Annotated in this window: 22 protein-coding genes and 1 pseudogene; 6 read left to right on the top strand and 17 right to left on the bottom strand. The window is 73.5% G+C overall.

Translation table 11 applies throughout. The annotated features are described in order from the left end of the window. Nucleotides 1-88: 88 nt before the first annotated feature. On the bottom strand, nt 89-1,555 hold the full coding sequence (locus tag ACHZ99_RS01325; protein WP_420302414.1) for a hypothetical protein: 1,467 nt from the start codon (nt 1,553-1,555) through the stop codon (nt 89-91). A gap of 246 nt (nt 1,556-1,801) precedes the next feature. On the opposite strand from ACHZ99_RS01325, the gene ACHZ99_RS01330 reads away from it, so the two are divergent. Then, complete coding sequence (locus tag ACHZ99_RS01330; protein ID WP_420302415.1) at nt 1,802-3,640, top strand: endonuclease/exonuclease/phosphatase family protein; 1,839 nt, start codon at nt 1,802-1,804, stop codon at nt 3,638-3,640. Here the strand turns inward: ACHZ99_RS01330 and ACHZ99_RS01335 are convergent. The 14 genes from ACHZ99_RS01335 to ACHZ99_RS01400 form a co-directional block, all read right to left on the bottom strand. Beyond that, nucleotides 3,630-4,487, bottom strand: a complete 858-nt coding sequence (locus ACHZ99_RS01335) for an EI24 domain-containing protein (RefSeq protein ID WP_420302416.1) — start codon at nt 4,485-4,487, stop codon at nt 3,630-3,632. The genes ACHZ99_RS01330 and ACHZ99_RS01335 overlap by 11 nt on opposite strands. A 63-nt stretch (nt 4,488-4,550) precedes the next feature. Next, on the bottom strand, nt 4,551-5,774 hold the full coding sequence (locus ACHZ99_RS01340; RefSeq protein ID WP_420302417.1) for a hypothetical protein: 1,224 nt from the start codon (nt 5,772-5,774) through the stop codon (nt 4,551-4,553). Continuing rightward, a complete protein-coding gene (locus ACHZ99_RS01345; RefSeq protein WP_420302418.1) occupies nt 5,771-6,364 on the bottom strand; it encodes a SigE family RNA polymerase sigma factor in 594 nt (197 codons plus the stop codon). The genes ACHZ99_RS01340 and ACHZ99_RS01345 overlap by 4 nt, the downstream gene beginning before the upstream one ends. A 151-nt stretch (nt 6,365-6,515) precedes the next feature. Beyond that, complete coding sequence (gene dapD / locus ACHZ99_RS01350; protein ID WP_420302419.1) at nt 6,516-7,511, bottom strand: 2,3,4,5-tetrahydropyridine-2,6-dicarboxylate N-succinyltransferase; 996 nt, start codon at nt 7,509-7,511, stop codon at nt 6,516-6,518. 148 nt (nt 7,512-7,659) lie between these two features. Beyond that, entirely contained in the window at nt 7,660-8,664 is a 1,005-nt protein-coding gene (locus tag ACHZ99_RS01355; RefSeq protein ID WP_420302420.1) for a CU044_5270 family protein, read from the bottom strand. Beyond that, nucleotides 8,657-9,268: an RNA polymerase sigma factor gene (locus tag ACHZ99_RS01360; protein WP_420303169.1), complete on the bottom strand. Its 612-nt coding sequence runs from the start codon at nt 9,266-9,268 to the stop codon at nt 8,657-8,659. Before ACHZ99_RS01360 ends, ACHZ99_RS01355 begins: the two co-directional genes overlap by 8 nt. Before the next feature lie 212 nt (nt 9,269-9,480). Beyond that, nucleotides 9,481-9,816 carry a metal-sulfur cluster assembly factor gene (locus tag ACHZ99_RS01365; protein WP_420302421.1) on the bottom strand — a complete coding sequence of 112 codons (336 nt, stop codon included), beginning with the start codon at nt 9,814-9,816 and terminating at the stop codon, nt 9,481-9,483. Continuing rightward, nucleotides 9,813-10,265 carry a Fe-S cluster assembly sulfur transfer protein SufU gene (gene sufU, locus ACHZ99_RS01370; protein ID WP_420302422.1) on the bottom strand — a complete coding sequence of 151 codons (453 nt, stop codon included), beginning with the start codon at nt 10,263-10,265 and terminating at the stop codon, nt 9,813-9,815. Before sufU ends, ACHZ99_RS01365 begins: the two co-directional genes overlap by 4 nt. Before the next feature lie 16 nt (nt 10,266-10,281). Beyond that, nucleotides 10,282-11,538: a cysteine desulfurase gene (locus ACHZ99_RS01375; protein ID WP_420302423.1), complete on the bottom strand. Its 1,257-nt coding sequence runs from the start codon at nt 11,536-11,538 to the stop codon at nt 10,282-10,284. Further along, nucleotides 11,535-12,299: a Fe-S cluster assembly ATPase SufC gene (gene sufC, locus ACHZ99_RS01380; protein WP_420302424.1), complete on the bottom strand. Its 765-nt coding sequence runs from the start codon at nt 12,297-12,299 to the stop codon at nt 11,535-11,537. The genes ACHZ99_RS01375 and sufC overlap by 4 nt, the downstream gene beginning before the upstream one ends. A gap of 7 nt (nt 12,300-12,306) precedes the next feature. Beyond that, complete coding sequence (locus ACHZ99_RS01385) at nt 12,307-12,642, bottom strand: non-heme iron oxygenase ferredoxin subunit (RefSeq protein ID WP_420302425.1); 336 nt, start codon at nt 12,640-12,642, stop codon at nt 12,307-12,309. Then, nucleotides 12,639-13,820: a Fe-S cluster assembly protein SufD gene (gene sufD, locus ACHZ99_RS01390; RefSeq protein WP_420302426.1), complete on the bottom strand. Its 1,182-nt coding sequence runs from the start codon at nt 13,818-13,820 to the stop codon at nt 12,639-12,641. Before sufD ends, ACHZ99_RS01385 begins: the two co-directional genes overlap by 4 nt. Before the next feature lie 115 nt (nt 13,821-13,935). Continuing rightward, on the bottom strand, nt 13,936-15,366 hold the full coding sequence (gene sufB / locus ACHZ99_RS01395; protein ID WP_420302427.1) for a Fe-S cluster assembly protein SufB: 1,431 nt from the start codon (nt 15,364-15,366) through the stop codon (nt 13,936-13,938). Then, nucleotides 15,363-16,124, bottom strand: coding sequence for a helix-turn-helix transcriptional regulator (locus ACHZ99_RS01400; RefSeq protein WP_420303170.1), 762 nt, complete (start codon nt 16,122-16,124; stop codon nt 15,363-15,365). The genes sufB and ACHZ99_RS01400 overlap by 4 nt, the downstream gene beginning before the upstream one ends. 181 nt (nt 16,125-16,305) lie before the next feature. Between ACHZ99_RS01400 and ACHZ99_RS01405 the strand changes: the two genes are divergently transcribed. The 3 genes from ACHZ99_RS01405 to ACHZ99_RS01415 all read left to right on the top strand — a co-directional run bounded on the left by ACHZ99_RS01405 (nt 16,306) and on the right by ACHZ99_RS01415 (nt 19,207). Then, entirely contained in the window at nt 16,306-17,241 is a 936-nt protein-coding gene (locus ACHZ99_RS01405) for an ABC transporter ATP-binding protein (protein WP_420302428.1), read from the top strand. 76 nt (nt 17,242-17,317) lie between these two features. Beyond that, the gene (locus ACHZ99_RS01410; RefSeq protein WP_420302429.1) at nt 17,318-18,109 is read left to right on the top strand and encodes an ABC transporter permease; all 792 of its coding nucleotides are present in this window, start codon (nt 17,318-17,320) and stop codon (nt 18,107-18,109) included. A gap of 114 nt (nt 18,110-18,223) precedes the next feature. After that, on the top strand, nt 18,224-19,207 hold the full coding sequence (locus ACHZ99_RS01415; protein ID WP_420302430.1) for a COX15/CtaA family protein: 984 nt from the start codon (nt 18,224-18,226) through the stop codon (nt 19,205-19,207). 348 nt (nt 19,208-19,555) lie between these two features. On the opposite strand, the pseudogene ACHZ99_RS01420 reads toward ACHZ99_RS01415, so the two are convergent. Beyond that, nucleotides 19,556-19,861: pseudogene (locus tag ACHZ99_RS01420) on the bottom strand (hypothetical protein); the annotation flags it as partial. 24 nt (nt 19,862-19,885) lie between these two features. Continuing rightward, on the bottom strand, nt 19,886-20,827 hold the full coding sequence (locus ACHZ99_RS01425) for a heme o synthase (RefSeq protein WP_420302431.1): 942 nt from the start codon (nt 20,825-20,827) through the stop codon (nt 19,886-19,888). A gap of 265 nt (nt 20,828-21,092) precedes the next feature. Between ACHZ99_RS01425 and tkt the strand changes: the two genes are divergently transcribed. Together tkt and tal are read left to right on the top strand one after the other, a co-directional pair. Continuing rightward, entirely contained in the window at nt 21,093-23,183 is a 2,091-nt protein-coding gene (tkt, locus tag ACHZ99_RS01430; protein WP_420302432.1) for a transketolase, read from the top strand. A 61-nt stretch (nt 23,184-23,244) separates the two neighbouring features. Beyond that, nucleotides 23,245-24,363: a transaldolase gene (tal, locus tag ACHZ99_RS01435; RefSeq protein ID WP_420302433.1), complete on the top strand. Its 1,119-nt coding sequence runs from the start codon at nt 23,245-23,247 to the stop codon at nt 24,361-24,363. Nucleotides 24,364-24,367: the final 4 nt, after the last annotated feature.

The following is a 24,367-nucleotide window of genomic DNA, read 5'->3' on the forward strand; positions in this document are numbered from 1 at the left end:
CTTCATCCCGGCATAGGACAAAGGCCGCGTGGGGGCGCACGCGAGCGCCCGGCCGCGTACGGTACGGGGCCGGGCGCTCGCGGGCGCGTTACGCGGTGGGCCGGGAGCGGGCCTTGAAGGCCGCCTTGCGGGCGTCCTTGGCGATCTGGCGGTCCGGGTGGAGGCGGCCCATCGCCTCCAGCACCTCCGGGGTCGCCGGGTGGTCCACGCGCCAGGCCGCGCCGAAGAAGCCGCGGTGCCTGCCCACCAGGTGCTCCACCAGCTCGCGCAGCTCCGGGGTGTCGTCCCGCAGCCCGCCCAGCTGGGCGGCGACCGTGTCGATGGCCAGCCAGAAGACCATGTCCTCGTCGGGCTGCGGCACCCCGGCGACGCCGCGCTCGGTGAGCCAGACCCGGGCCAGACCGCCGAGTTCGCGATCGTGGAGCACCTCCCGCACCGCCGGCTCCGCGTCCGCGCCGGCGACGGCCAGCGCCTGCTGGCAGGCGAGCCGGCGGGCCGGGGCGCGGTCGTCCGCGCCGCGGGCGGCGTCGAGGAGGGCGGTGGCCGCCTCGGCGGGCTTGCGGTCCTCCAGCCAGGCCACCGCCTCCGTCTGCGCGACGGAGTCGGGCAGCCGGGGCAGGGCGTCGAGGAGGACGTAGGCGTCCTCGCCCGCCAGCTCGCCGACCAGCGGGGCGGCCAGCCCCTCGGCCAGCATCCGCTGGCGCAGCGCGTAGATGCCGAGGGGGGTGAGGCGGACGACGCCGTAGCGGGAGACGTCCCCCTCGTCCGCGTCGTCGTCCGGGGCGGCGCCGGCGGCTTCGAGGAGGATCTCCTCGGCCACCGGGCGGTACGCCACGGCGCCCACCGGCTCCAGCATCCGGAACTGCTCGTCGAGCCGCAGCACCGCCTCGGAGACCTCCGCGAGCACCTCCTCGGTCGGCTCGTCCATGTCGTCCGGTACGACCAGGGAGGCGGCCAGCGCCGGCAGCGGGACGGCGCCGTCGGCGCCGGGGCCCTCCATGGCGGTGAGCAGGTAGAGGTTGCCGAGCGCGCCGTCGAGGAAGTCCGCGTCGGCCTCCGGGTCCCAGTCCAGCCGGTCGAGGTCCGGCTCCTCGCCGGCGGTGATCTGCTCCACCAGCGCGCTCATGTCCGGCAGCGCCGCGTCGGACAGCACGCACTCGCAGGCGGCGGCCCACAGCTCCAGCACGTCGCCCGGGGCGCCGCCGGTGACCAGCCCGAGGTCGGCGCTCGGCGCCGCGGTGCCGAGGGCGTCGTCGCCGTCCTCCGGCGTGGTGACGTCGACCAGGCCGATGTCCACGGCGATACGCCACGCCTCGCCGGCGACGGCCCGCGCGTCGCCCTCGTCGCCGGCGCCCTCCGGCAGGCCCAGCTCCGCCGCGGCCGCGCGCACCTCGGCGTCGGGCAGCTCGCCGCCGGCGCCCACCCGCAGCCCCGGCCGGGCCCAGCGGGCCAGCCGGACGGCCCGCGCGAAGAGCGGCGCGGCCAGTGCCTCCCGCGCCAGCTGCGCCTCGGCGGGCAGCTGGACGGGCGGCAGGACGGTGCGGTCAGCGGTCATCGACAACTCCGAAGACTGGGGATCAATCGGACGCTGCCCAAGCGTAGCCCCCACCGGGCCGGGGAGCCGACGGCGCCGTTCCGGCGGCGGCCGCTCCCGGGCGGCACCCCGGTGTTCACTTCGCGTTCCTTGACAACACCCGTACGCGCGCACGACATTGACGCGCGTAGACGCACATCCCTTCGCCCCGTCCCGAACCTGTCATGCACCCGCTCGGTTCCCCGCCCCGTCCCCGGAGGACACCCCATGCACCGCAGCGCCCGCCCCGTCCCGTACGCCGTCGCCGCCGCGCTCGCCGCCGCGCTGCTCGCCGCCCCCGCCGCCGGGGCGGCGGGGGCCGGGGCCGGCCAGGACGCGCAGACCCGCATACGCGACATCCAGGGCGGCACCCGGATATCGCCGCTCGCCGGCGCGCAGGTGACCGGCGTGCCCGGCACCGTCACCGCCGTCCGCGCCTTCGGCTCCGCCCGCGGCTTCTGGATGCAGGACGCCCGGCCCGACACCGACGCCGCCACGAGCGAGGGCGTCTTCGTCTTCACCGGCTCCACGACCCCCGACGTCGCGCCCGGCGACGCGGTCGAGGTCTCCGGCTCCGTCGCCGAGTACTACCCGGGCGGCAAGGGCGCCGGGCTGCAGTCCGTCACCGAGCTGACCGACGCCGCCTGGACCGTCGTCTCCTCCGGCAACCCGCTCCCCCGCCCCTTCGCGCTCCGCGGCGCCACCGTCCCCGGCCGGTACGCGCCCGACGCGGACGGCGGCGGCATCGAGGAGCTGCGGCTGCGCCCCGGCTCGTACGCGCTCGACCGCTACGAGTCGCTGGAGGGCATGCGGGTCGCGGTGCGCGACGCCCGGGTCGTCGGGCCGACCAGCGAGTACCACGAGCTGTGGGTGACCGCCGAGCCCGCCCGCAACCGCACCGCCCGCGGCGGCGTGCTGTACTCCGGCTACCGCGACCCGAACGGCGGCCGGCTCAAGGTCGCCTCCCTCATCCCGTTCGCCGAGCGCCCGTTCCCGGTCCTCGACGTCGGCGACCACCTCGGCGGCGTCACCGCGGGCCCGCTGGACTACGACCAGTTCGGCGGCTACGAGCTCCAGGCCACCACCCTCGGCACCGGGGAGCAGACCGGCCCGGGCCGCGAGTCGACCCGCCCGCAGCGCGCCGCGGAGCTGTCGGTGGCCACGTACAACGTGGAGAACCTCTCCGCCCGCGACGGCGACGCGAAGTTCGACCGGCTGGCCCGCGCCCTCGTGGACCGCCTCGCCTCCCCCGACATCGTCGCCCTCCAGGAGGTGCAGGACGACAACGGCCCGGCCGACGACGGCGTCACCGGCGCCGGCGCGACCCTGCGCAAGCTCACCGACGCGATCGCCGCCGCCGGCGGGCCCGCGTACGAGTGGCGCCAGATCGACCCCGTGGACGACGCCGACGGCGGCCGGCCGGGCGGCAACATCCGGGTCGCGTTCCTCTTCGACCCGCGGCGGGTGTCCTTCACCGACCGCCCCGGCGGCGACGCCACGACCCCCGTCGAGGTCGGGGACGTCGGCGGCACCCCGGCGCTGTCCGCCTCCCCGGGCCGGATCGCCCCGGGAGACCCGGCGTGGAACGACAGCCGCAAGCCGCTCGCCGGCGAGTTCACCTTCCGCGGGCGCCCGGTCTTCGTCGTCGCCACCCACTTCAACTCCAAGGGCGGCGACCAGAGCCTCGACAGCCGCTTCCAGCCGCCCGCGCGCGGCTCGGAGGAGCAGCGGATCGCGCAGGCCGCGGCGGTGAACGGGTTCGTCCGGGACGTGCTGGCCGTCGACCGGAAGGCGGGGGTCGTCGTGGCCGGCGACATCAACGACTTCCCCTTCTCCCCGGCGGTGGAGCGGCTGACGGCCGGCCGCGCGCTCGTCGACCTGGTGAACCGGCTGCCGCGCGACGAGCGCTACGGGTACGTCTACAACGGCAACTCCCAGGTGCTCGACCACATCCTGACCAGCCCGGCGCTCGCCGCCCGGGCCGACTACGACATCGTGCACCTCAACGCCGAGTACGCCGACCAGGCAAGCGACCACGACCCCTCGGTCGCCCGGCTCAGGCCCTGACGGGCGGCGGCCCGGACGCGGGCGGCGGCCCGGCGGCGGGCGGTCCGCCGGGGACCGGCGGCCCCGCCGGCGGCGGGCCCGGGACCGGCGCCGGCCCCGGGGCCGCCACGTCGTCGCCGACGAGGTGGCGGGCGAGCAGCGTCGCGCCCGCCACCGCGCCCGGCATCACCACCACCGCGGCCAGCGGCACCAGGAACAGCAGCACCAACGGCACCCCGAAGCCGAGCGCGAGCATCTTGCGCCGCCGCAGCAGCGCCAGCCGCCCGCGCACGTCGATCCCCCGGCGCTGCAACGCGAACGAGGTCAGCTCGACGGTGAGGAAGAATCCGGCGACGGCGAAGCCGAGCGCGGGCACGACCGTCTGCCCGAGGAACGGCACGAACCCGAGGAAGAACAGCGGCACGCCGAACATCAGCGCCCGCGACAGCACATGGACGCTCTCCTTCAACGACCGCCACAGCCCCGGCAGCAGCGGCTCGTCCAAGCCCGGCGGGCAGTGGCCGGCGGACTCCTCGACGCGGCCGGACAGCGCCTCGTAGAACGGGTCCCCGATCAGCAGCGCGACCGCCGTGAACGTCAGCAGCGCGAACCCGATGCCGCCGAGCAGCAGCAGCGCGACGAAGACCCCGCGCAGCAGCCCCTGCCAGGGCGAGTCCCAGTCGTCGGCGAAGGGCGTGGCCCACACGGCGAGGTCGCCGGCCCAGTACGCGAGGGCGGCGAGCGCGGCGGCGTAGAGCACGAGCGCGATGAGCGCGGGCAGCAGCCCGAGGGCCCACGACCTCCCGTGCCCCGCGGCCCAGCGCAGCCCCTTGCCGACGTAGCCGAATCCGGTGGTGAAGTCACGCATGCCCGCCACCTTATGGGGTGGCGGGCATGCGTGGCGGCCGGGCGGGGAAGGCGGCCCGCGCCCTCAGCGCTCCGTGAACTCCGGGACCCAGCGGCCTGCGTCGCCGCCGTTGCCGGCGCGGGCGCCGGACAGCGGGATCACCGTGTCGCCGTCGAGGCCGATGACCACGAGCCGGTTCCTGAACTCGTTCTCCTGGCAGACCCCGGGGTCGCAGCCCCAGGCGATGAGCCGGTCGTCGTCGGCCCAGGCGAGGAGCTGCTGCCCGGGCACCTTCGTGACGCGCTCGCCCGTCTTCGCGTCGAGCACCTCGGAGGAGATCTCGTCGCCCTCGCCGGCGAACTCGCCGCCGACCAGCCGGCCGTTCGGCGACAGACCGGCCTCCGGGTACGAGACGTACTTCTCCCGCTCCGGCCGGTCGGCCTTCGTGCCGGACAGGTCGTAGTAGAGGCGCCCCGGCTCGTACGGGGAGTGCTCCCAGAGCAGTTCGCCGTCGCTGCTCCAGCTCAGGTCCTCGCGGCCGACCTCCGGGTCATCGGGCATATCGGGGTCCCCGCGGTGCGGCAGGGCCGCGTAGGCGGCGTCGCCGGAGTCCACGTCGACGACGTAGAAACCGGTGCGGCTGGGCTTGGCGCCGGGCACCTTGTCGTCGTTCAGCCAGTACGAGGCGTCCTTGAAGCGGCGGTCGGGGTTGTGCGAGTAGGCGGTGGCCAGGAGCCGTTCACCGTCCGGCGAGAACTCCACCGAGGCCACGCCGCCGCGGTCGAGCGGGATCCACCGCTCCACCTCGCCGCTGGCCAGGTCCAGCAGGCCGATGCGGTCCACGGGCAGGCCCCTTTCGAGGACGGCCGCGGTGCGCATGCCGGGGGCGACGTCGACCCAGGCCCAGTCGGTCTCCTCGTACCGGCCGGTGTCCGGGTCGTACAGGCGCCAGCTCCGCCCCTCGATGGTGTCGCCACCGGGGAGGGCCTCGGTCCTGCGGGTGTGGTACGCGGACAGGGCCAGGTCGCCGGCGGCGATGAGCTGCTGCGGCGGCGACTCCCCCGGCCGCCCGATCACGTCGTCCTGCGGGCTCGCGGCCGGCTCTCCCCCGCCGGAACCGGGCACGGCCAGCGGCACGGCGACGGCCACGGCGACGACGGCGGCGACGGCCGCCACGCCGCCGGCGAGCCCTCTCGCCCGGCGCCGGCGCCGCGTCCGCAGCGCCCGCCCGGCCAGTCCGGGGTCGGGGTGCGCGTCCGACTCCGCCATGTGGTGCAGCGATCGGCGCACCAGTTCCTCGACTCTCACGGCTTTACCTCCGTCAGCTGCTCTTCGCGTACGGGTCCGGGGGTGCCGGGCGGGTCGGGGTCGAGGGTGCCGGGTGGGGCGAGGGTGAGGGAGGCGAGCTCCGGGGACATGGCGCGCAGCTTGTCCAGCGACCGCCGGGTGGTGCTGCGCACGGTGCCGACCGAGCAGCCGAGGAGCGCGGCGACCTCGGCCTCCGGCAGGTCCTCGTAGTAGCGCAGCACGAGCATCGTGCGCTGCCGGGTGGTCAGCCGGCGCAGCGCCCGCGCCATGACGATCCGCAGCTCCGCGTCGTGCGCGGGGTCGCCGCCGGCCGCCGACCTGCCAGGTTCCGGCGGCTCGGCGACGACCTGCTCACGGGACCGCCAGCGCAGCCGCCACCGGCTGATCTGCTGGCGGTACAGCACCTGGCGGACGTACGCCTCCGGCTCGTCGATGCGCTGCCAGCGCCCCGCCGCCTTGATCAGCGCGTTCTGCAGCAGGTCCTCCGCCGCCGGGCGGTCGCCGCCGCTCAGCAGCAGCGCGGTCCTGAACAGCACGCCGGACCTGGACTCCACGAACTCGTGGAAGCCGGCCTCGCTCGCCGCGTCCATTCCCCTTGTCCTCCCTCGCCCGGGTCACCCTGCCCCTGTAGACGCCTCCCGCACACCCCCGCTATGCCTCGGGACGGCCCCGGATCCGAAAAAAGCCCGCCGCGCACGGAAACACCGTGCGCGGCGGGCTCGTACGCGGTGCCGGGCCGCGTCAGTCGTTGGCGTGGAGCGCCGCGTTCAGCCCGCCCCACGAGCCGGAGCGCTGCCGGGCCTGGACCGCGCCGGTGGTGGAGTCGCGCAGGAACAGCAGGTTGCTCGCGCCGGACAGCTCGCGGGCCTTGACCACGGCGCCGTCCGGCAGTGCGACCTTCGTGCCGGCGGTGACGTACAGCCCGGCCTCGACGACGCAGTCGTCGCCGAGCGAGATGCCGACGCCCGCCTGGGCGCCCAGCAGGCAGCGCTCGCCGAGGGAGATGACGTCCTTGCCGCCGCCGGAGAGCGTGCCCATGATCGACGCGCCGCCGCCGACGTCCGAGCCGTCGCCGACGACGACGCCCGCGGAGATGCGGCCCTCGACCATGGAGGTGCCGAGGGTGCCGGCGTTGAAGTTGACGAACCCCTCGTGCATGACGGTGGTGCCGGCGGCGAGGTGCGCGCCGAGGCGGACGCGGTCGGCGTCGCCGATGCGGACGCCGGCCGGGAGGACGTAGTCGACCATCCGCGGGAACTTGTCGAGGTGGGTGACCTGGAGGTGCTGGCCGGCGGCGCGGACCGCGAGCCGCGCCTCCTCGATCCGGTTGGGGGACACCGGGCCGTGGGAGGTCCAGGCGACGTTCGCCAGCAGCCCGAAGATGCCGTCGAGGCTCTGCCCGTGCGGGCGGACCAGCCGGTGGCTGAGCAGGTGGAGCCGCAGGTACGCGTCGTGGGCGTCGGCCGGCTTCTCGGCCAGCGAGGAGATCACCGTGCGCACCGCGACGACCTCCACCCCGCGCCGCGGGTCCGGGCCCAGCGCCGCCCGCGCGGGCTCCCCGAGCAGTTCGGCCGCGCGCTCGGCGGTCAGCCGCTCGGTGCCGGCGGGGCCGGGGTCGTCGGCGAGCGCGGGGGCGGGGAACCAGGTGTCGAGGACGGTGCCGTCGGGGGTGACGGTGGCCAGGCCGGTGGCGGCGGCGCCGGTGCGGTGGGTGGTGGAGGTCGCTGCGTCGGTCATACCCCGCACGCTAACCGGCGCCCGGCCGGGGAGGCGAGCCGGTCCGGATGGCGACACGCGCCGGCCGGCGCGGGGGCGGCGGGCCGCTCCGCCGCCGCGCCGCCCCCTCCCGCCGGTGACGCCCCCGGTCCCGTACGCCGCCGGCCGCTCAGGGGCGCACGCCCTCGCGGTCCACCAGCCCGGTGGTGACGATCGCCATGCTGATCACGACCTCGCCCTTCTTCGCCCGGTGCCCGGACTCCTGACCTTCCGTGTTCCTGGTGGCGACGTACCGGGTGCCCAGGTAGGCGTACGTGTCGGGGTCGATCAGCACCTCGTCCCGGAGCCCGTCCCCGTCGGGGTCCCGGGCGTCGTCGAGGGAGAACGCCAGGGCCTCCCGGCCGACCGCGTCGGCCACGACGGTGTCCGACACGCGCAGCCCCGGGAGGGTGGCCATCGCCTCGTAGACGCGGGACTGCCCCCGGGGGTGCATGGGGGTCGAGCGGAGCAGCAGGCGCAGCGCGTCGAAGTTCCAGCCGGCCAGCTCCTCGTCGCTGCGCCCGGCGCCGGGGTCCGCGGTGTCGGGCCGCCGGCCGTCCTCGGGGTAGAACCAGCGGGCCTTCTGGAGCACCTCGTCGGGGTCGTCGGGCAGCTCGGCGAGGTACTCGAAGCGCTCGCGCGGCGAGTGGTCGTCGCCCTCGTTCCAGTTCTCGAACTCGGGGTCGGCGTACTTGTACCACTGCTCGGTGGCGGCCGGGGACTCGTCCTCCGGGTTGCCGATCTCCATGTCGATGTCCCGCACGTACACCCAGTCCCCCGTCTCCGGCTTCGGCACCGGGTCGTCGGCGACCACCGCGGCGGCCTGCCGCAGCAGCTCCGGCGCGTCCTGGGCCACCGGCCTCGCCACCGTCACCCGGCCGCCGCCCTCCGCCGCGGACGCGCCCCGGTCGCCGCCCGGACCGCCGCCGTCCAGGTTCGTCGACAGCAGCGCCACCGCCGTGACGCCCGCGGCCACCGCGCCCGACACCACGCGCCAGTCGCCGAGCACCGGCAGCCGGCGGCGCTTGCGGCCGCCGGCGGCGTCGAGCAGGCGGCGGCGGCCGGGGGCGAGCCGGGCGCGGTCGGGGGCCGGCGCGTCGGCGCGCAGGTCGCGCAACTTCGACATCTCATCCATGGGTTGCCGCCTCCGGTGCGTCGTGAGGGGAGTGGGGATCGGAACCGACGGCCTCGCGGACCTTGCGCCGGGCCCGGCTCAGCCGGGAGCGCACGGTGCCGACGGGGATGCCGAGCGCCTCGGCGACCTCCGCGTAGGTGAGGTCGGCCCAGGCCACGAGCAGGAGCACGTGCCGGTCACCGGTCGCCAGCTGGGCGAGCGCACCCGCGAGCGGGGCGTGCGCGGCCTGCGCGGCGATCCGGTCGTCGGCCTCGTCCACCCAGGAGTGGGCCACCGGGTCGACGCCGGTACGGGCCAGGGCGCGCAGGCCCCGTACCTCGGCGCGGCGGTGCCGGCCGATGAGGTTGGCGGCGATGCCGTACAGCCACGGCCGGGCGCTGGTCCGGCCGGGGTCGAAGCGGGCGCGGGCGCGGAAGGCGGCCAGGAAGGTGTCCGCGGTGATGTCGTCCGCCGCGCCGGAGCCGAGCCGGCGGGCCGCGTAGCGGTGTATCGCGGGGGCGTACCTGTCGTAGAGCGCGGCGAACGCCTCGGGGTGATCCAGCGACTCCTCGATCACGGCGGCGTCTCCCTCGACGAGCGGCGAGACGTCCTCCGGCGGTTCCACAAATCTCTCCGTGATGTCGTGCGGTGGATCGATCACTGGTCGGTCCCCGATCGGGAAGGTGTGAGCGGAGTGCTGTCACCTCTTGTTGCCCGATCGGCCCGAACGCGTTCGCACGGGTTCTACGGTCCGTTCGCCCGCCCGGGTCCGCCGGAGTCACTTCAGACGCGACAGGCCCGCCCCGGACGTGCCGGGGCGGGCCTGCCGAGGGCTGCTCAGACGTTGAAGCCCAGGGCGCGCAGCTGTTCGCGGCCCTCGTCGGTGATCTTGTCGGGGCCCCACGGCGGCATCCAGACCCAATTGATCTTCAGGTCGTTGACGATGCCGTCGGTCGCGGCCTTCGCCTGGTCCTCGATGACGTCGGTCAGCGGACAGGCCGCCGAGGTCAGCGTCATGTCCAGGGTGGCGATGTTGCCCTCGTCGACGTGGATGCCGTAGACGAGGCCGAGGTTGACGACGTCGATACCCAGCTCGGGGTCGACCACGTCGTACAGCGCCTCGCGGATCTCCTCCTCCTCGGCGGGCTTCGTCGTCACGTCGGTGTCCGTCATGCTGCGGCCTCCTTCAGCGCCTGGGCCGTGGCGTCTTTCCACGCCATCCAGGACAGCAGGGCGCACTTCACGCGCGCCGGGTACTTGGAGACGCCGGCGAACGCGACCGCGTCCTCCAGCACCTCCTCCATGGCGTCGTCCGGCTCGATCCTCCCACGCGACTGCATCAGCTCCAGGAACCGCTCCTGGATCCGGTGCGCCTCGGCCAGCTCCTTGCCGACCAGCAGCTCGTTCAGCACGGAGGCGCTGGCCTGGCTGATGGAGCAGCCCTGGCCCTCGTACGAGACGTCCTCGATCGTCCCGCCGGCGAGCTTCACGCGCAGCGTGATCTCGTCGCCGCAGGTCGGGTTGACGTGGTGCACCTCGGCGTCGCCGGCCCGCAAGCCCCGGCCGTGCGGGTGCTTGTAGTGGTCGAGGATGACGTCCTGGTACATCGAGTCGAGCTTCACGCTGTTCCCACGCCCTTCAGCCGAAGAAGTTCCGGACGTACTCCAGGCCGTCGACCAGAGCGTCGACCTCGCCCGGGGTGGAGTACAGATAGAACGACGCCCGCGTGGTCGCGGGAATTCCGTACCGCAGGCAGACCGGCCGCGCGCAGTGGTGGCCGACCCGGACCGCGATGCCCTGTTCGTCGAGCACCTGGCCGACGTCGTGCGGGTGGATGTCGCCGAGCGTGAAGGAGATCGCGGCGCCGCGCTCCTCGGCCGTCGCCGGGCCGATGATCCTCAGGTCCGGCACCTCCTGGAGCCGCCGGAGCGCGTAGCCGGTGATGGCGTGCTCGTGCGCCTCGATCCGGTCCATGCCGATGCCGGCGAGGTAGTCCACCGCCGCGCCGAGGCCGACGGCCTGGGCGATCGGCGGCGTGCCGGCCTCGAACTTGTGCGGCGCGGGGGCGTAGGTCGAGGAGTGCATGGAGACGGTCTCGATCATCTCGCCGCCGCCGAGGAACGGCGGCAGGTCGTCCAGCAGCCCCTTGCGGCCCCAGAGCACGCCGATGCCGGTGGGCCCGGCCATCTTGTGCCCGGTGAAGGCGACGAAGTCGGCCTGGAGCGCCTGCACGTCCAGCGGCATGTGCGGGGCGGCCTGGGAGGCGTCCACGACGACCAGCGCGCCGACCTCCTGGGCGCGGCGGACGATGGCCTCGACGGGGTTGTGCGTGCCGAGGATGTTGGAGACCAGCACGAAGGACACGACCTTCGTCTTCTCCGTGATGACCTCGTCGAGGTCGCTCAGGTCGAGACGGCCGTCGTCGGTGAGGCCGAACCACTTCAGCTTCGCGCCGGTGCGCTGCGCGAGCAGCTGCCACGGGACGATGTTGGAGTGGTGCTCCATCTCCGTGATGACGATCTCGGTGTCGCGGTCCACGCGGTACGGCTCGTCGGCGAAGCCGAGCATGTTGGCCACGAGGTTCAGCGACTCGGAGGCGTTCTTGGTGAAGACGACCTCGTCCCGGCTGGGCGCGTTGATGAACTCGGCGACCGTGTCGCGGGCGCCCTCGTACAGCGCCGTGGCCTCCTCGGCGAGGACGTGCACGCCGCGGTGCACGTTGGCGTTGTACCGCTCGTAGTACGCGTTCAGCGCGTCGAGCACCTGGCGCGGCTTCTGCGAGGTCGCCGCGTTGTCCAGGTACACGACCTTCTTCCCGTCGTGGACGGTGCGGTCCAGGATCGGGAAGTCCTTGCGGATCGCCTCGGTGTCGAGGAGGCCCGGCAGCTGGCTCACTCGGATGCGCCGCCCTTCACGTAAGCCGCGTAGCCCTCTTCCTCCAGCTTGTCCGCCAGCTCCGCACCGCCGGACTCGGCGATCCGGCCGCCCGCGAAGACGTGCACGTGGTCGGGCTTGATGTAGCGCAGGATGCGGGTGTAGTGGGTGATCAGCAGGGTGCCGACCTGGCCGGTCTCCCGGACCCGGTTGACGCCCTCGGAGACGATGCGCAGCGCGTCGACGTCCAGGCCGGAGTCGGTCTCGTCGAGGATCGCGATCTTCGGCTTGAGCAGCTCCAGCTGGAGGATCTCGTGGCGCTTCTTCTCACCGCCGGAGAAGCCCTCGTTGACGTTGCGCTCGGCGAAGGCGGGGTCGATGTTCAGCCGCTCCATCGCCTCCTTGACCTCCTTGATCCACGTGCGGAGCTTGGGGGCCTCGCCGCGGATGGCGGTGGCGGCGGTGCGCAGGAAGTTGGAGACGGTGACGCCGGGGACCTCGACCGGGTACTGCATGGCGAGGAAGAGGCCGGCGCGGGCGCGTTCGTCGACGCTCATCTCCAGCACGTCCTCGCCATCGATGGTGACGGTTCCGGAGGTGATCTGGTATTTGGGGTGGCCGGCGACGGAGTAGGCCAGGGTGGACTTGCCGGAGCCGTTGGGGCCCATGATGGCGTGGGTCTCGCCCTGCTTCACGGTCAGGTCGACGCCCTTGAGGATCTCCTTCGTGGCGTTGTCGGCCTCGACGGAGACGTGCAGGTCGCGGATTTCAAGCGTTGCCATGGTGCCTTCAGGACTCCTGGGTGACGGAGACGAGCACGTCGTCCCCTTCGATCTTGACGGGGTACACGGGGACGGGGCGCGTCGCGGGCAGCCCGGAGGGCTTGCCGGTACGCAGGTCGAAGGTGGAGCCGTGCAGCCAGCACTCGATCTGGCAGTCCTCCACCTCGCCCTCGGAGAGCGAGACGTTCGCGTGCGAGCAGATGTCGTTGATCGCGAACACCTCGCCTCCGGTCAGCACGACCGAGACGGGCGTGCCGCCGAGTTCCACCCGCTTGGGGAGGTCCTCTTCCAGCTCGCTCAGCGCACAGGCGCGGACGTACGTCGCGTTGGTCGTGTCGGTCATGCCACGGACGCCTCCAGCTCGGCCTCGATCTTCTCGATGAGCCGCTCCTCGACGTCCCGGATGCCGATCTGCTGCACGAGCTCGGCGAAGAACCCGCGGACGACCAGGCGGCGGGCCTCGTCGGCGGGGATGCCGCGGGCCATCAGGTAGAACAGCTGCTCGTCCTCGAAGCGGCCGGTTGCCGACGCGTGCCCGGCGCCGACGATCTCGCCGGTCTCGATCTCCAGGTTGGGCACGGAGTCGACGCGGGCGCCGTCGGTGAGGACCAGGTTGCGGTTCAGCTCGTACGTGTCGGTGCCCTCGGCGCGCTTGCGGATCAGCACGTCGCCGATCCACACGGCGTGCGCGTCGGCGCCCTGGAGCGCGCCCTTGTACGCCACGTTGCTGCGGCAGTGCGGGGCGTCGTGGTCGACGAACAGCCGGTGCTCCTGGTGCTGGCCGGAGTCGGTGAAGTACAGCCCGTACAGCTCGGCCTCGGCGCCCGGGCCCGCGTAGTGCGCCCGGGGGTGCAGCCGGACCAGGTCGCCGCCGAAGGTGACGACGACGGACTTGAAGCTCGCGTCCCGGCCGATGAGCGCGGACTGCTGGGCGACGTGCACGGCGGTGTCGGCCCAGTCCTGCACGGAGACGACGGTGAGCTGGGCGCCGTCGCCGAGCACGTACTCGGTGTTCTCCGCGAGCACCGCGTCGCCGGTGTGGTCGATGACGACGACGGCCTCGGCGAAGGCGCCCAGCTCGATGAGCTGGTGCCCGTACGACACGCCGCCCTCGCCGTGCACCGAGATCCGGATGGGCTCGGTGAGCTGCGTGTCCTTCGGCACCGTCACGACGGTGGCCTTCTCGAACGAGGAGTACGCCTGGGCGGCGATCCGGTCCACCGGGGTGCCGGCCCGGCCGAGCCGGGCGTCGTCGCGGCCGACGGTCTCGACGGCGACGCCGTCGGGCGCGGTGATGGCCACCTTGGGCTCGCCGGTCGCGGCGGCGCTGCCGTCGTGCAGCCCGCGGGCCCGCTCCAGCGGGGTGAAGCGCCACTCCTCCTCCCGGCCGTGCGGGACCGGGAAGTCGGCCACGTCGAAGGACGGCGGCGCGCTCATCCTGGTGGCGACGGTGGACTCGGCGGCCACCGCGATGGTTCCGGCGGCGGTGGAGCCGGCCGGGATCTTCTGGGCGTCGGCCATGGCTGTTCTCGTACTCGCTTTCTGCCTCATCGTGTTCGCTGATCTCCGGGGACCCGGCTCCGGCGCGCGTTTCGCCACCGGCGGGCCCCCGGGCCGTGCGGTGCTGCCGGGGCGGCTAGCCCACGGCACCTTCCATCTGCAGCTCGATCAGCCGGTTGAGCTCCAGCGCGTACTCCATCGGCAGCTCCTTGGCGATCGGCTCGACGAAGCCGCGGACGATCATCGCCATCGCCTCGTCCTCGGACAGGCCGCGCTGCATCAGGTAGAACAGCTGGTCGTCGCTGACCTTGGAGACGGTGGCCTCGTGGCCCATCGTCACGTCGTCCTCGCGGACGTCGACGTAGGGGTAGGTGTCCGAGCGGGAGATCGTGTCGACCAGCAGGGCGTCGCAGAGCACGTTGGACTTGGAGTTCTCCGCGCCCTCGCCGATCTCGATCAGGCCGCGGTACGAGGTCCGCCCGCCGCCCCGCGCCACCGACTTGGAGACGATGTTGGACGAGGTGTTGGGCGCCATGTGCACCATCTTGGCGCCGGCGTCCTGGTGCTGGCCCTCGCCGGCGAAGGCGACGGACAGGGTCTCGCCCTTGGCGTGCTCGCCCATCAGGTAGATCGCCGGGTACTTCATGGTGACCTTGGAGCCGATGTTGCCGTCGACCCACTCCATCGTCGCGCCCTCGTAGGCCACCGCGCGCTTGGTGACCAGGTTGTAGACGTTGTTCGACCAGTTCTGGATGGTGGTGTAGCGGCAGCGGGCGTTCTTCTTCACGATGATCTCGACGACCGCGGAGTGCAGCGAGTCCGACTGGTAGATCGGCGCGGTGCAGCCCTCGACGTAGTGCACGTACGCGCCCTCGTCGACGATGATCAGCGTCCGCTCGAACTGGCCCATGTTCTCGGTGTTGATCCGGAAGTAGGCCTGCAGCGGGATCTCGACGTGCACGCCCTTCGGGACGTAGATGAACGAGCCGCCGGACCACACCGCGGTGTTCAGGGAGGCGAACTTGTTGTCACCGGGCGGGATGACCGTGCCGTAGTACTCCTTGAACAGCTCCGGGTGCTCCCTGAGCGCGGTGTCCGTGTCGAGGAAGAGGACGCCCTGCTCCTCCAGGTCCTCGCGGATCTGGTGGTAGACGACCTCGGACTCGTACTGCGCGGCGACGCCGGCGACCAGGCGCTGCTTCTCCGCCTCGGGGATGCCGAGCTTGTCGTAGGTGTTCTTGATGTCCTCCGGCAGGTCCTCCCAGGACTGGGCCTGCTTCTCGGTGGACCGGACGAAGTACTTGATGTTGTCGAAGTCGATGCCGGAGAGGTCGGAGCCCCAGGTGGGCATGGGCTTCTTGCCGAACAGACGCAGCCCCTTCAGGCGGGTCTTCAGCATCCAGTCGGGCTCGGACTTCTTGTCGGAGATGTCCCGGACGACGTCCTCGGACAGGCCGCGCTTCGCGGCGGCGCCGGCCGCGTCGGAGTCGGCCCAGCCGTACTCGTAGCGTCCCAGTCCTTCGAGCTCGGGATGCTCCGAGGAGGCGGTCTCGATGGGCGCAGTCATGCGGGGTTCCTCCCGGGGGTCGGTGGCTGCCTGCGAGCGTGGTGCTCGCGGTTTTCGGGGACGAACGTCGTACACACCCCGTCGCCGTGGGCGATCGTGGCCAGACGCTGCACATGGGTGCCGAGCAAGCGGGAGAAGACCTCGGTCTCCGCCTCGCAGAGCTGCGGGTATTGCTCGGCGGTGTGCGCCACCGGGCAGTGGTGCTGGCAGAGCTGCTCGCCGGGGGCCCCGGGCGCGCTGCGCGCGGTGGCAGCGTACCCGTCCTCGGAGAGCAGCCGGGCGAGAGCCTCGACCCGGCTCTCGGCGGGCATGCCGGCCAGCTGGGCGGCGTACCGCTCGGCCTGCTCGGCGACCCGGTCGCGGGCGAAGGCGGCCACGGCCTCCTCCCCCCGCACGCCACCGCCCGCGCTCTGGGCGATCCAGCGCAGGGCGTCGGCGGCGAGCTGGTCGTACGCCTGGTCGAAGGCGTCCCGGCCGCAGTCGGTCAGGGCGAAGACCTTGGCCGGGCGCCCGCGGCCGCGGGCCCCGTAGACCCGCTGGTCGCGGGGCTCCACGATGCCCTCGGCGACGAGCGCGTCGAGGTGCCGCCGGACGGCGGCGGGGGTGAGTTCGAGCCGGTGGGCCAGGTCGGCGGCGGTCGACGGGCCGTGGTCGAGGATGGAGCGGGCCACGCGGTTGCGCGTCCCGTCAGCGGGCACGGCAGCGCCGACGGCCGGCCCGGCCGCCTGCTCCTTCGCCGTGCTCCCACCCGGGTCCACGTTTTTCACAACGCCATTGTTGCTTAATTCGCCGGGGCGGGACAAGCCGGGTCCCGATCACCGTGCGGTGGGATGCATCACTAAGGGTTACCTAAGTTCTCTCCGCGGCCCGCACACCCCCTGGCGTGAACCCTCCCGGCCCGGCGCCGGGCGGGCCGCCGGGCTCTTTACACTCGCAGTCATGCAACAGCCCTCCACCGACGCGGCCGTCGAGGTGTCCGGCCTCGTCAAGCGGTACGGCGGGAAGACCGCCGTGGCCGGCCTCGGCCTCACCGCCGCCCGCGGCGACGTCACCGCCGTCCTCGGCCCCAACGGCGCGGGCAAGACGACCACCGTCGAGATCTGCGAGGGCTACCGCCGTCCGGACGCCGGCACCGCGCGCGTCCTCGGCCTCGACCCCCTCGCCGACGCCGCCCGGCTGCGGCCCCGGGTCGGCGTGATGCTCCAGTCCGGCGGCGTCTACCCCGCCGCGCGGGCCGACGAGATGCTGCACCACATCGCCCGGCTGCACGCCCACCCCCTCGACGTCGTGGCGCTGATCGAGCGGCTGGGCCTCGGCTCCTGCGGCCGCACCCCCTACCGCCGGCTCTCCGGCGGCCAGCAGCAGCGGCTCGCGCTCGCCATGGCCGTCGTCGGCCGCCCCGAGCTGGTCTTCCTCGACGAGCCGACCGCCGGCCTCGATCCGCAGGCCCGCCGCGCCACCTGGGAGCTGATCCGCGAGCTGCGCGCCGACGGGGTGTCCGTGCTGCTCACCACGCACCACATGGACGAGGCGGAGCAGCTCTCCGACCGGGTCGCGATCATCGACGGCGGCCGGCTGCTGGTCGACGGCACGCCGGAGGAGCTGTGCCGCGGCGGCGCGGAGAACACCATGCGCTTCACCGGCCGGCCCGGGCTCGACCTCGGCTCGCTGCTGAAGGCGCTGCCGCCGGAGACGGCGGCGCTGGAGCTGTCCCCGGGCTCGTACCGGATAAGCGGCGAGATCAACCCGGAGCTGCTGGCCACGGTCACCACCTGGTGCGCGCAGAACGGGGTGCTGCCGGAGCAGATGACGGTGGAGCGCCGCACGCTGGAGGACGTCTTCCTGGAACTGACGGGAAAGGAACTGCGCTCGTGAACCGGACCACCCGGGGGTACGGGGGTCGCCCCCCGGGAAACAGCAGCCTGGAACCGACGGGCAAGGAGCTGCGCGGATGAGTGCTCGGCAGGCCGGAACCGGCGTCCACGCGCCGCGTCCGGGGGCGGCGCCGCTGCCCCGCATGATCACCGCGCAGGCGGGCCTGGAGACCCGGCTGCTGCTGCGCAACGGCGAGCAGCTGCTCCTCACCATGGTCATCCCGGCGGTGCTGCTGCTGCTCTTCAGCGCCGTGGACGTCGTCGACACCGGCCCCGGCCAGCGCGTCGACTTCCTCACCCCCGGCGCCATCGCGCTCGCCGTCCTGGCCACCGCCTTCACCGGCCAGGCCATCGGCACCGGCTTCGACCGCCGCTACGGCGTCCTGAAGCGGCTCGGCGCCTCGCCGCTGCCGCGCGCCGGGCTGATGGCGGCGAAGGCGGCCGCGGTGCTGGTCACGATCGCGCTCCAGCTGGTGCTGCTGACCGCCATCGCGCTGGCGCTCGGCTGGTCGCCGCGCGGCGGGGCGGGCGGGGCGCTCGCGGCGGCGCTGCTCGTGGTGCTGGGCGCGGCGGCGTTCTCCGGTCTCGGGCTGCTGATGGCCGGCACGCTCCGGGCGGAGGCGACGCTCGCGGCGGCGAACCTGGTCTTCGTACTGCTGCTGGTGGCCGGGGGCGTGATCGTGCCGCTGGAGAAGTTCCCCGACGGCGCGCGGGCGGTGCTCGAAGTGCTGCCGGTCGCGGCGCTGTCGGACGGGCTGCGGGACGTCCTCCAGGACGGCGGCGGGGTGCCGTGGGGCGACCTGGGGCTGCTGGCCGGCTGGGCGGTGCTGGGGCTGGCGGCGGCCGCGCGGTTCTTCCGCTGGGAGTGAGCGGCCGGGCGGCGCGCACGGGCTCTCGCGTACGGACGGTCGCGCACCGGCGTACGGGACCCCCGCCGCACCCCTCGTGAAACCGCGCACAAGGGGCGTCATACGATAGGCGCCGTGCAGAACCCCCTCGCCCTCGTCGCCGAGCGCTGGACCCCGACGCAGCGGACGGTCCGGCGCGCGACGCTCTCCGCGCTGCTGATGAGCATCGTCATCGTCGTCACCGGGGGCGCGGTCCGGCTGACGGGCTCCGGGCTCGGCTGCGACACCTGGCCCAAGTGCTCCGACGACAGCCTGCTGGCGACGTCCGAGATGGGCGTGCACGGCGCCATCGAGTTCGGCAACCGGCTGCTGACGTACGTGCTGTGCGCGGCCGTCGGCTGGGCCATCGTCGCCGCCCGCGCCACCAAGCCGTGGCGCCGGGAGCTGACCCGGCTCGGCTGGGTGCAGTTCTGGGTGGTCATGGGCAACGCCGTCCTCGGCGGCGCCGCGGTGCTGACCGAGCTGAACCCGTACACCGTCGCGGCCCACTTCCTGCTCGCCACCGGGCTGATCACGATCACGTACCTCACCTGGCACCGCGCCCGCGAGGGCGACGGCGGGCCCGACATGCTCGTCGGCGCCGTGGTGCGCCGGCTGACCCGGGCGCTGGTGGCGGTCTCGGTGGTGCTGCTGGCCGCCGGGACCGTCGTGACCGGCACCGGGCCGCACGCGGGCGACTCCAGCGACGTGCCCCGGATGGGGTGGATCAGCTGGGAGAGCGCGGCGAAGGTGCACTCCTTCACGGCCTGGGCGGTGGTCGCCCTGACGGTCGCGATCTGGGTGACGCTGAAGCTCGTCGACGGCCCGCCGGGACCGCTGTCCCGCACCCGCGACCTGTTCTGGGTGCTGATGTCGCAGGCCGTCGTCGGCTACGCGCAGTACCTCACGGACGTGCCCGAGTTCCTGGTCATGATCCACTTGTTCGGCTCGACGCTGGTGTGGATCGCGGTGCTGCGGGTGGTCGTCTCGCTGCGGCACCGGCCGGAGACGGGCCCGGCGGAAATGCCGCCGCAGGCGGCACCGGCGGAGGCCCGGACGGTGGGTTCCGCGGCGCCGTAGGCGCGGGTCGCCTCCGGCGGGGACGGGGGCCCTCCGGGGGGCGAAAGCCGACGCGGACGGAACGGACGGGCGGCGGTCAGGAGCCCTTCTCCCCGGCGCCGCCGCCGCTCCCCGCGCCCGTGGCACCGCCTGCCGCCGTACCGTCGCCAGGCTCGGCTCGGTCCGCCGCGGCCCGGGCGGGGTCCGTGGGCGGGGCCACACTCCGCGGCCGGCGGACGGCGCTCAGGGGCTTTTCTGCCCGCCGCCGCCGGTACCGTCCGGGCCGGCCTCCCCCGGCTGCCCGGCGCCGGTCGCCGGCGGCTCGGCCGGCCCGCCCGCTTCCGGGCCGGAGGCCGCCGGCGCGGCCGGGTTCGCCGGGCCGCCCAGCTGGATTCCGGCCATCCGCGTCCACTCGTAGGGCCCGGTCCGCACCCCCGCCGCCAGCTCGCCGTCGAAGCTCTCCTGCAACGCCACCCCCGCGGCCTCCGCCGCCGCGGTCGCGCTCTCGGTGCTGGGCGCCACCAGGTCGCCCCACGCCCCGTCCGCCCCGACCAGCACCAGCCGCGCGCCGGGTTCGCCGAGGTACGCCACCTGCCCCCGCGCGCCGCCGTGGCGGCCCGCGAAGGACTCGATCTGCCGGGTGAGCCGGCGGGTCCTGCGGTCGTCGTCGCTCATGACGCAGATGCTACCCGTCGGTAATCAGCGCAGGAAAGGATCCACGGCCACCGCGATGAACAGCAGCGACACATAGGTGATGGACCAGTGGAAGAGCCGCATCTCCTTGAGCTTCCCGCCCACGACCCCGGCCCTCGCCCGCCGCAGCAGCCCGTGCGCCTCGCGCAGCCACACCGCGCCGAGCACCGCCGCCACCACCGGGTAGAACCAGCCGGTGTAGCCCAGCGGCCACAGCAGCAGCGAGACGCCGACCATCACCCAGCTGTAGGCGACGATCTGCCGGGCGACGACCTTGTTCGACGCCACCACCGGCAGCATCGGCACCTTCACGCGCGCGTAGTCGTCCCTGACCTTCATCGACAGCGGCCAGTAGTGCGGCGGCGTCCAGAAGAACATCACCAGGAAGAGGATCAGCGAGGCCCAGGAGACGGAGTTCGTCACCGCGGACCAGCCGATCGCGACCGGCATACAGCCGGCGATGCCGCCCCACACGATGTTCTGCGAGGTACGCCGCTTCAGCAGCATCGTGTAGACGAGGACGTAGAAGAGGTTCGCGCCCAGCGCGAGCGCCGCCGACAGCGGGTTGACGAGGGTGGCGAACCACACCGTGGACAGCACCGTCAGCGCCAGCCCGAAGGCGAGCCCCTCGGCCGGCCGGACCATCCCGGTCACCAGCGGCCGCTGCTCCGTGCGGTGCATCAGCGCGTCGATGTCGCGGTCCAGGTACATGTTGAGCGCGTTGGCCCCGCCGGCGGAGAGATAGCCGCCGATGCAGGTGACGAGCACCAGCCACAGGTCGGGCACGCCCTCGGCGGCCAGGAACATCACCGGAACGGTGGTGATGAGCAGCAGTTCGATGATGCGCGGCTTCGTCAGCGCCACGAACGCCTTGACCCGGGCACCGGCCGGCCGGTGCGCGGCCTCCTGCCCGAGCACACCCGCTGGTCGGGATTCGACGGCCGTCACGGACACCTCTGCTCGGGGTCAAGGGATTTCTGTACGTCGTCACTGTAGACGCTGCGTATCGGCCCCCGGCGCGGGGGGTGCCCCGTGTTGAGCGGGTACGCGTTCCGCCCGGGGCGCCCGCGCGGGGGGCTGCGTTCGGCGGAGGTCCGGCAGGCGGGAGCGGCCCGGCACCGGCAGTCTGGTACCAGCGGGATAGGCTCGAAGGCGCCCGGTGCTTTCCGGTCGCCGGAGTTCCCGACCGTGGAGAGAGGAGCCCTGAACAAGGGTGAGCACGCAGCCGACCACCGATCTCGAGTGGAACGAACTGGACGACCGCGCGGTGGACACCGTCCGCGTTCTGGCCATGGACGCCGTACAGAAAGTCGGCAACGGCCACCCCGGCACCGCGATGAGCCTGGCCCCCGCCGCGTACACCCTCTTCCAGAAGGTGATGCGCCACGACCCCGCCGACCCGCAGTGGACCGGCCGGGACCGCTTCGTGCTCTCCGCGGGCCACTCCAGCCTGACCCTCTACATCCAGCTCTACCTCGGCGGGTTCGGCCTGGAGCTGGCCGACCTGGAGGCGTTCCGCACCTGGGGCTCCAAGACCCCCGGGCACCCCGAGTACGGGCACACCACCGGCGTCGAGACGACGACGGGGCCGCTCGGCCAGGGCCTCGCCAACGCCGTCGGCATGGCGATGTCCGCGCGGTACGAGCGCGGCCTGTTCGACCCGGACGCGCCCGCCGGCACCTCCCCGTTCGACCACCACATCTGGGTGATCGCGGGCGACGGCTGCCTCCAGGAGGGCATCTCGCACGAGGCGTCCTCGCTGGCCGGCCACCAGAAGCTGGGCAACCTCATACTGCTCTGGGACGACAACCACATCTCCATCGAGGGCGACACCGCCGCCGCCGTCTCCGAGGACACGATCGCGCGCTACGAGGCGTACGGCTGGCACGTCCAGCGGGTCGACCAGAAGCCGAACGGCGACCTGGACCCCGAGGCGCTGTACCGGGCCTTCGAGGAGGCCCGGGCGGTCACCGACCGGCCGTCGTTCATCGCGGCCCGCTCGATCATCGCCTGGCCGGCCCCGAACGCGCAGAACACCGAGGCCGCGCACGGCTCGGCGCTGGGCGAGGAGGAGGTCGCCGCGACCAAGCGGATCCTCGGCTTCGACCCCGCCAAGCACTTCGAGGTCGACCCCGACGTGCTCACGCACGCCCGCGCGCTCGGTGAGCGCGGCGCGGAGGCGCACGCCGCGTGGGACAAGCAGTTCGCGGTCTGGCGGCAGACCAACCCCGGGCGCGCCGCCGAGTTCGACCGGATCCGCGCCGGCGAACTGCCCGCGGGCTGGGCGGACGAGCTGCCGTCCTTCCCGGCCGGCAAGGCCGTCGCCACCCGCAAGGCGTCGGGCGAGGTGCTGAAGGCGCTCGGCCCGGTGGTGCCCGAGCTGTGGGGCGGCTCCGCCGACCTCGCCGGGTCGAACAACACCACCATCCCCGGCTCGGCCTCGTTCCTGCCCGCCGACAACCCGCTGGCCGGCGCCGATCCGTACGGCCGGACCGTCCACAACGGCATCCGCGAGCACGCGATGGCCGCCGTCATGAACGGCGTCACGCTGCACGGCAACACCCGCGTGTACGGCGGCACCTTCCTGGTGTTCTCCGACTACATGCGCAACGCGGTGCGGCTGTCGGCGCTGATGCACCTGCCGGTGACGTACGTGTGGACGCACGACTCCATCGGCCTCGGCGAGGACGGCCCGACCCACCAGCCGGTCGAGCACCTGTCGAGCCTGCGCGCGATCCCCGGGCTGAACGTGGTCCGCCCGGCGGACGCCAACGAGACCGTCATCGCCTGGCGCGAGATCATGCGCCGCTACACCAAGGAGTTCGGCGTCGGCGCCCCGCACGGCCTGGCGCTGACCCGGCAGGGCGTGCCGACGTACGAGCCGAACGAGGAGGCGGCCCGCGGCGGCTACGTGATGTTCGAGGCCGAGGGCCCCGGCGGCGAGCGGGCCGAGCCGCAGGTGATCCTCATCGGCACCGGCTCCGAGGTGCAGCTCGCGGTCGGCGCCCGCGAGCAGTTGCAGGCCGAGGGCGTGCCGACGCGGGTGGTGTCCATGCCGTCGGTGGAGTGGTTCGACGAGCAGCCGCGGGAGTACCGCGACGCCGTGCTGCCGCCCGCCGTCCGGGCCCGGGTGGCGGTCGAGGCGGGCGTCGGGATGTCGTGGCACCGGTTCACCGGGGAGGCCGGACGCGTCGTCTCCCTGGAGCACTTCGGCGCCTCCGCCGACTACAAGGTCCTGTTCCGCGAGTACGGCCTCACCGCCGAGGCCGTCGCCGAGGCCGCCCGGGAATCCCTGCGGGGCTGAAGTCGCTGAACGCATACAGACGCGCACCCAGACGATAACGACGGCAGGAGATGCAATACCGATGACCGACGCACTAGAGCGCCTCTCCGGTGAGGGCGTCGCGATCTGGCTCGACGACCTGTCCCGCAAGCGCATCACGTCCGGCAACCTCGCCGAACTGATCGACGAGAGCCACGTCGTGGGCGTGACCACCAACCCCACGATCTTCCAGAAGGCCATCTCGGCGGGCGACGGCTACGACGGCCAGCTCACGGACCTCGCCGCCCGCGGCGTCACCGTCGAGGAGGCCGTCCGTATGATCACGACGGCCGACGTGCGCGACGCCACCGACGTGCTCCGCCCGGTGTACGACGCCACCGAGGGCCAGGACGGCCGGGTCTCCATCGAGGTCGACCCGCGCCTGGCCCACGACACCGCCGCCACGATCGCCGAGGCCAAGCAGCTGGCCTGGCTGGTGGACCGGCCCAACCTGTTCGTGAAGATCCCTGCCACCCGGGCGGGGCTGCCCGCCATCACCGAGGTGATCGGCAAGGGCATCAGCGTCAACGTCACGCTGATCTTCTCCCTGGAGCGCTACCGCGAGGTGATGGACGCCTTCCTCGCCGGTCTGGAGCGGGCGAAGGCCGCCGGCCTGGACCTGGCGGAGATCCGCTCGGTCGCCTCGTTCTTCGTCTCCCGGGTGGACACCGAGGTCGACAAGCGGCTCGACGCCCTGGGCACCCCCGAGGCGAAGGAGGCGCGCGGCAAGGCGGCCGTCGCCAACGCCCGGCTGGCGTACGAGGCGTACGAGGAGGTCTTCTCCTCGGACCGCTGGGCCGCGCTGGAGAAGGCCGGCGCCCACAAGCAGCGCCCCCTGTGGGCGTCGACGGGCGTGAAGGACAAGGCGTACAAGGACACGCTCTACGTGGACGAGCTGGTCGCGCCGGGCACGGTCAACACCATGCCGGAGCCGACCCTGCACGCCGTCGCCGACCACGGCGCGATCCGCGGCGACGCGGTACGCGGCACGTACGCGGAGGCCCGCGCCGACCTCGACGCCCTGGAGAAGCTGGGCATCTCGTACGACGAGGTGGTCGCCCTGCTGGAGGACGAGGGCGTGGAGAAGTTCGCGAAGTCCTGGACCGACCTGCTCGACTCCACCCGGACCGAGCTTGAGCGCCGCGCACCGAAGGGGGCGTAGTCGA

This window comes from Streptomyces sp. MAR4 CNX-425, assembly GCF_048656465.1.
Lineage (GTDB): Bacteria > Actinomycetota > Actinomycetes > Streptomycetales > Streptomycetaceae > Streptomyces.